Source organism: Nocardia salmonicida NBRC 13393 (genome assembly GCF_001613085.1).
In the GTDB taxonomy this organism is placed as follows: domain Bacteria; phylum Actinomycetota; class Actinomycetes; order Mycobacteriales; family Mycobacteriaceae; genus Nocardia; species Nocardia salmonicida.
In genome coordinates, this window is the sequence record NZ_BDBR01000041.1 from 71888 (window position 1) to 80614 (window position 8727).

Here is an 8727-nt window from a genome sequence, read left to right on the forward strand (position 1 = left end):
TCAGATTTCGCCCTTGCACAGCCTGGCCGTCGTGTACTTCGGATCGGGGAGCTCGCGCTCGGTGAACCCGAACTTGCCCACGATCGACAGGTACTTGTCCTTGTCGCCGGTGATCTTGGCCAGCTCGGCGTTGTAGGCGGCGAGCAGGTCGGGATCGGTGGTACGGAACACGGTGCCACCGGCGCCGATCTGCGGCTTGCCGTCGATGACGGCCACGAACGACGGCGTCACGTCGACGGCGGCGTTCGGGGTGTGGCTCTTGAGCCAGTTCAGCGAGATCGCGGTGAGCGCGAACACGTCGGCGCGCCCGGAGGTGACCGCGTCCATCCCGTCCTGCGGGGTGGCCACCTGGGTGGCGTCGATGCCGAGCGAGCTGGCGTAATCGGATTCGATGGCGCCGGTCATCGCGGTCATCTTCGCGCCACTGGCCTTGATCGACTGCATATCGGTCAAATTCATCGGATTACCGGGTTTCACCATCAGCGCCGTGGTGTACATGAATTCCGGTTCGCTGAAAGATGCCTGTTCACAGCGTTTCGGCAAGATCGACATTCCGGCGCTGACCGCGTCGAAGCGATTGGCCTGCAGGCCGGGGATCAGTGCGCCGAACTCGGTCTGCACACCGTCGACGGTCTTGATGCCGAGGTTGGCGAAGATCTCTTTGTGCAGTGCCACGGTGGCGCCGGTGAGCTGGCCGCCGTCTTCGAACGAATAGGGCGCCTCACCGGCGAAACCCACGGTGATCGTGCCCTTGTCCTTCAGCGACTGCAGGAGTTGACCGCTCTCGGTGGTCTCGGTCTTGGTGCATCCGGCGAGAGCCGCGGCCACCAACGCGGCACCGGTGAACACCGCTGTACAGCGCTTCGACATGGATTTCGTCTCAGCCATTGTGACCTCCCAAGGGCAGCGTCGCCGCTGCCAATTTTCTGTTGTAAGTACGTAATTGACTTATAGAGAAAATGTAGTCACCAAATAATTGCCAGATGCGGTTACGTTATCAGGTTGTTATCTGATGATTGAAATGGTTTTGTAATGGGTAACCTGTTATCCGCTTTTATCTGCGGGTAGGTTTTCGGGTGTCGGGAGCGCTCAGGTGGTAATCGGCTGTCGCCCCGCCCGGACCAGGGACTACCCTGTGCATCCGTGATCACCCGCCTCTCCCGCCTGTTCCTGCGCACCCTGCGAGACGATCCCGCCGACGCCGAGGTGCCCAGCCACAAACTGCTCGTTCGCGCCGGCTACGTCCGTCGGGTCGCCCCCGGCATGTACTCGTGGCTGCCGCTCGGTCTGCGCACGCTGCGCAAGATCGAGGACGTCGTGCGCCAGGAGATGGACGCCACCGGCGCCCAGGAGATCTCGCTGCCGACGCTGCTGCCGCGCGAGCCCTACGAGACCACCAATCGGTGGACCGAGTACGGCCCCGGTCTGTTCCGGCTCAAGGACCGCAAGGGCGGCGACTACCTGCTCGGGCCCACCCACGAGGAGCTGTTCGCGCTCACCGTGAAGGGTGAGTACAACTCCTACAAGGATCTGCCGGTCACCCTGTACCAGATCCAGACCAAGTACCGCGACGAGGAACGTCCCCGTGCGGGCATCCTGCGCGGCCGCGAGTTCGTGATGAAGGATTCCTACTCCTTCGATATCGACGACGACGGTCTGACCAACAGCTACGCCACCCATCGCAAGGCCTACCAGGCGATCTTCGAACGGCTCCGCGTCGAGTACGTGATCGTGGCCGCCACCTCCGGCGCCATGGGCGGCAGCGCGTCCGAGGAGTTCCTCGCCGCCAGCCCCGTCGGCGAGGACACCTACGTGCGCTGTGTCGAGTCCGGCTACGCGGCGAACGTGGAAGCCGTGGTCACGCCCGCGCCCGCGCCGCTGCCCATCGAGGGTCAGGCCGCCGCGGTCGAGTACGACACTCCGAACACCCCCACCATCGCGACGCTCGTCGACTGGGCCAACGAGGCGAAGGTCCTCGACCGCACGGTGACCGCCGCCGACACGTTGAAGAACGTGATGGTGAAGCTGCGCCACCCCGACGGCAAGACCGAGATCCTCGGCATCGGCGTCCCCGGTGACCGCGAGGTCGACGACAAGCGTCTCGGCGCCGCCGTCGAGCCCGCCGAGGTGGAACTGCTCACCGAGGCCGACTTCGCCGCCAACCCGTTCCTCGTGAAGGGCTACATCGGCCCGAAGGGCTTGGCCGCCAACGGTGTTCGTTACCTCGTCGACCCCCGCGTCGCCGAGGGCACCGCGTGGATCACCGGCGCCGACGTCAAGGGCAAGCACGTTGTCGGCCTGGTCGCGGGCCGCGACTTCACCCCCGACGGCACCATCGAGGCCGCCGAGGTCCGCGACGGCGATCCCTCGCCCGACGGCGCGGGCCCGCTCGTGTCCGCGCGCGGCATCGAGATCGGCCACATCTTCCAGCTCGGCCGTAAGTACACCGACGCCTTCGATGTCGACGTGCTCGGCGAGAACGGCAAGCCGGTGCGCCTCACCATGGGCTCCTACGGCATCGGCATCTCCCGCATGGTCGCGGTGATCGCCGAACAGCAGCACGACGAGAAGGGCCTGCGCTGGCCCGCCGAGGTCGCCCCGTTCGACGTGCACGTGGTGATCGCCAACAAGGACGCCGCCGCCCGCGACGGCGCCGAACACGTCGTCGCGGGCCTGGACGCCGAGGGCCTCGAGGTCCTCTTCGACGACCGCACCGCCTCGCCCGGCGTGAAGTTCAAGGATGCCGAACTGCTCGGCATGCCCTGGATCCTGGTCATCGGCCGCGGCTGGGCCGAGGGCAAGGTGGAGCTGCGCAACCGCTTCACCGGCGAAGCCGAGGAGATCCCGGCCGAAGACGCCGTGAGCGCGGTAACCGCCAAGGTTCGCGGCTGAGTTTCATCGCACGAATCGCGCTGTCCCACTCGAGGTGGGGCAGCGCGATTTGCTGTCTGTAGGACCGCGCCCAGGACCGGGTCGTACGCCCTGGTGCATTGTCTCGGCGAGAGTTGCTCGACATCTGGGCGAGTTCGGAAACCTGGTCCTTGTTCGGTTGGGGAAAACAACAACAAGTCGTTCGAACTTACGGCTACGTAGGCGAAAGTGCAGGTGAGGGAGTTGCGGGGGCGGCGTGGCGAGTGGGTGGCGCTGCTAAGTTAACGGGCATGACGAGTTCGCCCAGCCTGCTTTTCAACCCGGCCACCTACGACCCGCAGCACTTCGACGCCGAGACGCGTCGGCTGTTGAAGGCCACCATCGAGTGGTTCGAGTCCAAGGGCAAGGCGCAGCTGCTGGTCGAGGATCGCGACGCGGTGTGGACCTCGGAGTTCCTCGAGTTCGTCGGCAAGGAGAAGCTCTTCGCGACCTTCCTGACCCCGGCCGCCTACGCCGACGGCGACCCGAACAAGCGCTGGGACGCGGCACGCAACGCGGCGCTGGCGGAGATCTTCGGGTTCTACGGACTGGCGTACTGGTACGCCGAGCAGGTCACCATCCTCGGCCTCGGCCCGATCTGGCAGAGCGATAACGAGGTCGCCAAGCGCAAGGCCGCCGCCGACCTCGACGACGGTCAGGTGATGGCGTTCGCGCTGTCCGAGCGCGACCACGGCGCCGACATCTACAACACCGACCTGATCCTCACCCCGAGCGAGCCGGGCAGTGCCGACGCCGAGGCGGGCATCCTGTTCCGGGCGAGCGGCGAGAAGTACTACATCGGCAACGGCAACGTCGCCTCGATGGTGTCGGTGTTCTCGCGTCGCGCCGATGTCGAGGGTCCGGCGGGCTACATCTGGTTCGCCGCCGACAGCCGCCACGACGACTACCACCTGATCGAGAGCGTCATCCACGGTCAGATGTATGTCAGCCACTTCCGGCTGGAGAACTACCCGGTGACCGCCGCGGACCTGCTGCACGAAGGCCCGGAGGCCTTCTCGGCCGCGCTCAACACCGTCAACGTCGGCAAGTTCAACCTCTGTCACGGCGGCATCGGCATGGTCGAGCACTCGTTCTTCGAGGCCATCACCCACGCCAACAACCGCATCCTCTACGGCAACCCCGTCACCGACTTCGCCCATGTGCGCGGCAATTTCGTCGACGCCTACGCGCGGTTGATCGCGATGAAGCTGTTCAGCGACCGTGCCGTCGACTACTTCCGCAGCGCCTCGCTCGAGGACCGCCGCTACCTGCTGTTCAACCCGATGACCAAGTCCAAGGTCACCTCCGAGGCCGAGGTCGCGATGACCCTGCTGCTGGATGTGCTGGCGGCCAAGGGATTCGAGAAGGCCACCTACTTCGCGCAGGCCTCGCGCTACATCAACCACCTGCCGCGCCTCGAGGGCACCGTGCACGTGAACGTGGGTCAGATCCTGAAGTTCATGCCGAACTACCTGCTCAACCCGAAGGAATACCCGGCGATCGGCACCGACCTCGCCCCTGGCGACCAGCCGTTCTTCTGGCAGCAGGGTCCGGCGCGCGGCGCGGGCAAGGTGCAGTTCGCCGACTGGACCCCCGCCTACGAGCAGGCATCCGAGGTCCCGAATGTCGGCCGGTTCTACGAGCAGGCCCAGGCGCTGCGCAGCCTGCTGCTCACCGCGGCTCCCGACGCGGACCAGCAGAAGGACCTGGACTTCATGCTGACCATCGGCCACCTGTTCTCCACGGTGGTCTACGGGCAGTTGATTCTCGAGCAGGCCGAGCTCACCGGGCTCGACCGCGATGTGCTCGATCAGATCTTCGACTTCCAGATCCGCGACTTCAACACCCAGGCGGCGGCGCTGCTCGGCAAGCCGTCGGTCACCGAGGCTCAGCGTGCCTGGGCGATCGGGGCCCTGCGCAGCCCGGTTGCCGACGCCGAGCGTTTCGGCCGGGTGTGGCAGCAGGTCGAGGCCTACGACGGCGCGTACGCGATGCGCCCGTAGTCGGTCCCCCGGTTCCGGGTGGGTCGCCGATCTACCCGGAACCGATTTTGCCTACGCTCGCCCGGGGAAGGTGACGGTGATCGGCACCGATCCCAGAATCACCTGCCAGCGAGCGCGGCGAACGGCGGCTTCGGTGAGCGCCTCCGTCGCGGTGGCGCGCACCGTTTCGTCGGTCGCGTTTTCGATGACCGCGTACCACGCTGCGGCGCAATCGGATTCGACGCTCACCGCCAGATGCGCCGCCGGGATCGGATTGTCGACCGGGGCGGGCGGGGTGTAGGCAGCGTTGGGGGCGTCCGGTGCCGTACCGTCGGCTTCGAATAGCTCGATCGTGGCGTCGCGGCGGGCTCGATGCGCGGCGCTGAACTCGGCGACCATGCGGGACCGGTCGGCGTTGGCGTACGCGGCGATCAGGCCGTAGGAGTACACGGCGGCGTACTCGGCGTCGAGCGCGTTCTGGAGGGTCTTTCGCTGTTCGGTCATGTCAGCAGGACTCCTGCCTGGGTGGCGCAGGCCGCACTGATCGACGCGAGAAGTCCGGCGCGATAACCGGATTCGGTGCGGGCCAGGGTGGCGGCGGATTGTTGGGAGCGAACCAGCTGATCACGCAACTGTGCGACGGTGGTCGGCTGCGCGGCCGCGGTCTCGACCTCCGAAGCGGACACGGGGGAGCCGTCGGGGCCGGGCACGGTCAGCGCGCCCGTGCGATGCACCGGGGTGGTGCCGTCGCCGTAAACGCCGAGCACGCGGTCGATTTCGGTGCGCAGCGCGTCGGCGTGCGCGGTGCGCTCGGTGGCGATCGTGCTCAGCGCGGCGTTCGACTGCGGCGCCAGCGCGATCGCGGCCGTCGCGGCGGCGGCATCGGCTCTGGCCATGATCTCTTGCGCGGCAAGAGGATCCGGCGCGTGCACGGTATCGTCCTGGGCGCAGGCGGCTAGCACGGCCACCGCGGGAATGCCGATCGCGCTCGCGCCGACCAGACGGAACAGCGTGCGGCGGCGCCAGGTGGAGCGTGTGTCGGCTCGCGCGGGCGTGGAGGGTGAAAGCTGCTGCACCGGTGTGGGATGCGGCACTGCGACGGGTGGGTGCGACGAGTTCGCGCCGGTAGGAGCCGGGGTCGACCCGGCCAGGCGCGTGGTGGCAGGCTCGACCCGCGACTGCGGGGGGTCGTGCCGTTCGGCGCGCATGCCGGAAGGTCGCCCGGCTCTCGGCGGGACGGTATGGCGGTGGGGCACGAACACCATCGTGCCAGATGGCACGCCTCGGGCACGCCCGAGGCGGACCGGTGCGTGGCGCCCAGCGCCTGGTCCTTTACACTCTCTGAGCGCGTTACGCTAGACCTTCGGCGTAGATATTTCCGATCGCGTCACAACTGAACCAGGAGCCGCCCATATGCCGATGCCCACCGAGGAAAGGGTGAGCCAGCTAGTCGCTGAGCTCGTCGCACGCCGGGGTTTCGACCTCGAGGGCGTCGCGATCGTGGCTGCGGGCAACGGCGAGTTGGCTCCGGTTCGGGTGAAGGTCACCGTCGACAGCGACGGCCCCGCGAACCTGGACGCCATCGCCGCGATCAGCCGCGAGATGTCCGAACTTCTCGATGCCGCAGGCGATTTCGGCGATTCGGCCTACCTGCTCGAAGTGACCACGCCCGGCGTGGAGCGCCCGCTCACCACTGAACGGCACTGGCGGCGCGCGCAGGGCCGCAAGGTCCGCGTGAAGCTGGCCGACGGTGTCGAGCGGATCGAGGGCAAGGCCCGTTTCGACGCGCGCGTCGGCCAACTCGCCGACGACGCCGCGACCGGCGGCGCCACCATCGCACTCGTCATCGGCGGCAAGACGAAGCCGCATCGCGTTCATGTCCCCGTCGCCGATATCGCCGAGGCTGTCGTCCAGGTCGAATTCAACGCACCTGGCGCCGCCGAACTCGAACTCGCCGGCGGCATCGCGCCGGGCCGCCCGGTACCGGGCGAAGAGCCCGCCGACCTAGCCGCGCCAGGACAACACCTTGACACTCCCACCGAAGGGGTTGCGGAATGAATATTGAAATCGAAGCCTTGCGGGCGATTGTCGCCGACAAAGGCATCTCGATCGAGACCGTGATCTCGGCGATCGAGTCGGCGCTGCTCACCGCTTACCGGCACACCGACGGCCACGAGGCCAACGCGCGCATCGACATCAACCAGAAGACCGGTGTGGTGCGGGTGATGGCGCGTGAACTCGACGCCGACGGCAACCTCGTCTCCGAATGGGACGACACCCCGGAGGGGTTCGGCCGCATCGCCGCGACCACCGCCCGCCAGGTGGTGCTGCAGCGGCTGCGTGACGCCGAGAACGAGAAGTCCTTCGGCGATTTCGCCACCCACGAGGGTGAGATCGTCGGCGGTGTGGTCCAGCGCGACGCCAGGGCCAACGCCCGCGGCATCGTGGTGGTTCGTATCGGCAGCGAGGCCAACGGCGCCGAGGGGCTGATCCCGCCCGCCGAACAGGTGCCGGGGGAGACCTACGAGCACGGCGACCGCATCAAGTGCTACGTCTACGGCGTCTCGCGTGGCCCGCGTGGTCCGCAGATCCAGCTCTCGCGCACCCACCCGAATCTGGTGCGGCGGCTGTTCTCGCTCGAGGTGCCCGAGATCGCCGACGGTTCCGTCGAGATCGTCGCGGTGGCCCGCGAGTCGGGACACCGGTCCAAGATCGCCGTGCAGTCCACCGTGCCCGGCGTGAACGCCAAGGGCGCGTGCATCGGTCCGATGGGCCAGCGCGTGCGCAACGTGATGAGCGAACTGGCGGGCGAGAAGATCGATATCATCGACTACGCAGAGGATCCGGCGACCTTCGTCGGCAATGCGCTGTCCCCGTCGAAGGTGGTATCGGTCACTGTCGTCGATCCAGACGCCAGGGCGGCACGGGTGATCGTGCCCGACTTCCAGCTCTCGCTGGCGATCGGCAAGGAGGGCCAGAACGCCCGCCTGGCCGCCCGTCTGACGGGTTGGCGCATCGATATCCGCAGCGACGCGGCTCCGGAACCGGACGACTCCGTCCGGCCGGAAGCGCACCGTAGTTGAACGAAGCACGTCGAATCCCTGCCTGCGGATGACATGTTGGTAACTTCCGGAGGGGAGGGGTTCGTCGTTATGACCGGGTCACCGGTAGAGTGGGTACAGGACCGGCCCGCGCAATCCGTTCGCACCTGTATCGGATGCCGTCAGCGTGAGCCGTCTGCCGACCTGTTGCGGGTCGTGGCGCAGCATCGGAACACCGGTGTCGCGATTGTTCCCGATCCGCGGCGCAGACTTCCCGGACGGGGTGCCTGGCTGCACCCCGTTTCAGTTTGTTTGCGTTCCGCAGAGCGGCGCCGAGCATTCGGCAGAGCCCTACGAGTGTCCGGAAATCTGGATATCTCAGCCCTGGAGCAGTACCTCGAGAACAGGCACGAGCACTCATGAGCACACCGTGAAGCACCAACGATGAACGTCCGTCGGAGATAACCCGAGGTCGTGCGGGCCCGCCTTACCTAGGCGGCGTCACTGCTCGACCTCTCAGTGAGGAGAGCAGTGGCAGGCAAGGCCCGCGTGCACGAGTTGGCTAAAGAGCTCGGTGTCACAAGCAAGGAACTACTCGCGAAGCTCAAGGAGCAAGGCGAGTTCGTGAAGTCGGCGTCCTCGACGGTGGAAGCACCCGTCGCACGTCGTTTGCGTGAATCTGTCGCATCGAAGTCCGCTCCGGCGGCCGATGCCAAGTCGGCGGCCCGTCCTGGCCCGTCGTCGGCAGCAGCAGCCCGTCCGGCTGCCAAGCCCACCCCCGGTGGCCCTCGCCC

General features: G+C 67.0%; 9 protein-coding genes. 6 read left to right on the top strand and 3 right to left on the bottom strand.

Going from position 1 to position 8727, the window contains the following annotated elements:
• Nucleotides 1-870 (bottom strand): ectoine/hydroxyectoine ABC transporter substrate-binding protein EhuB, encoded by an 870-nt coding sequence (gene ehuB / locus NS1_RS30655; RefSeq protein WP_062990099.1) that lies wholly within the window; start codon nucleotides 868-870, stop codon nucleotides 1-3.
• Nucleotides 871-1143: 273 nt separating this feature from the next.
• Here ehuB and NS1_RS30660 point away from each other — a divergent pair, with 273 nt between their 5' ends.
• Together NS1_RS30660 and NS1_RS30665 are read left to right on the top strand one after the other, a co-directional pair.
• A complete protein-coding gene (locus tag NS1_RS30660) occupies nucleotides 1144-2892 on the top strand; it encodes a proline--tRNA ligase (protein WP_062990101.1) in 1749 nt (582 codons plus the stop codon).
• 269 nt (nucleotides 2893-3161) lie between these two features.
• The gene (locus NS1_RS30665; protein ID WP_062990103.1) at nucleotides 3162-4913 is read left to right on the top strand and encodes an acyl-CoA dehydrogenase family protein; all 1752 of its coding nucleotides are present in this window, start codon (nucleotides 3162-3164) and stop codon (nucleotides 4911-4913) included.
• Nucleotides 4914-4964: 51 nt separating this feature from the next.
• Here NS1_RS30665 and NS1_RS30670 read toward each other — a convergent pair whose 3' ends face one another.
• Entirely contained in the window at nucleotides 4965-5396 is a 432-nt protein-coding gene (locus NS1_RS30670) for a ferritin-like domain-containing protein (RefSeq protein ID WP_062990105.1), read from the bottom strand.
• Nucleotides 5393-6148, bottom strand: coding sequence for a hypothetical protein (locus tag NS1_RS30675; protein WP_255284757.1), 756 nt, complete (start codon nucleotides 6146-6148; stop codon nucleotides 5393-5395). Before NS1_RS30675 ends, NS1_RS30670 begins: the two co-directional genes overlap by 4 nt.
• Before the next feature lie 163 nt (nucleotides 6149-6311).
• Here NS1_RS30675 and rimP point away from each other — a divergent pair, with 163 nt between their 5' ends.
• The 4 genes from rimP to NS1_RS39495 all read left to right on the top strand — a co-directional run.
• A complete protein-coding gene (gene rimP, locus NS1_RS30680; RefSeq protein WP_228536576.1) occupies nucleotides 6312-6950 on the top strand; it encodes a ribosome maturation factor RimP in 639 nt (212 codons plus the stop codon).
• Nucleotides 6947-7975 carry a transcription termination factor NusA gene (gene nusA / locus NS1_RS30685; RefSeq protein ID WP_056811539.1) on the top strand — a complete coding sequence of 343 codons (1029 nt, stop codon included), beginning with the start codon at nucleotides 6947-6949 and terminating at the stop codon, nucleotides 7973-7975. Before rimP ends, nusA begins: the two co-directional genes overlap by 4 nt.
• 69 nt (nucleotides 7976-8044) lie before the next feature.
• Nucleotides 8045-8356 (top strand): YlxR family protein, encoded by a 312-nt coding sequence (locus NS1_RS39490; RefSeq protein WP_084504667.1) that lies wholly within the window; start codon nucleotides 8045-8047, stop codon nucleotides 8354-8356.
• A 108-nt stretch (nucleotides 8357-8464) separates the two neighbouring features.
• The coding region (locus tag NS1_RS39495) for a translation initiation factor IF-2 N-terminal domain-containing protein (RefSeq protein WP_255284758.1) at nucleotides 8465-8727 on the top strand (263 nt) is incomplete at its 3' end.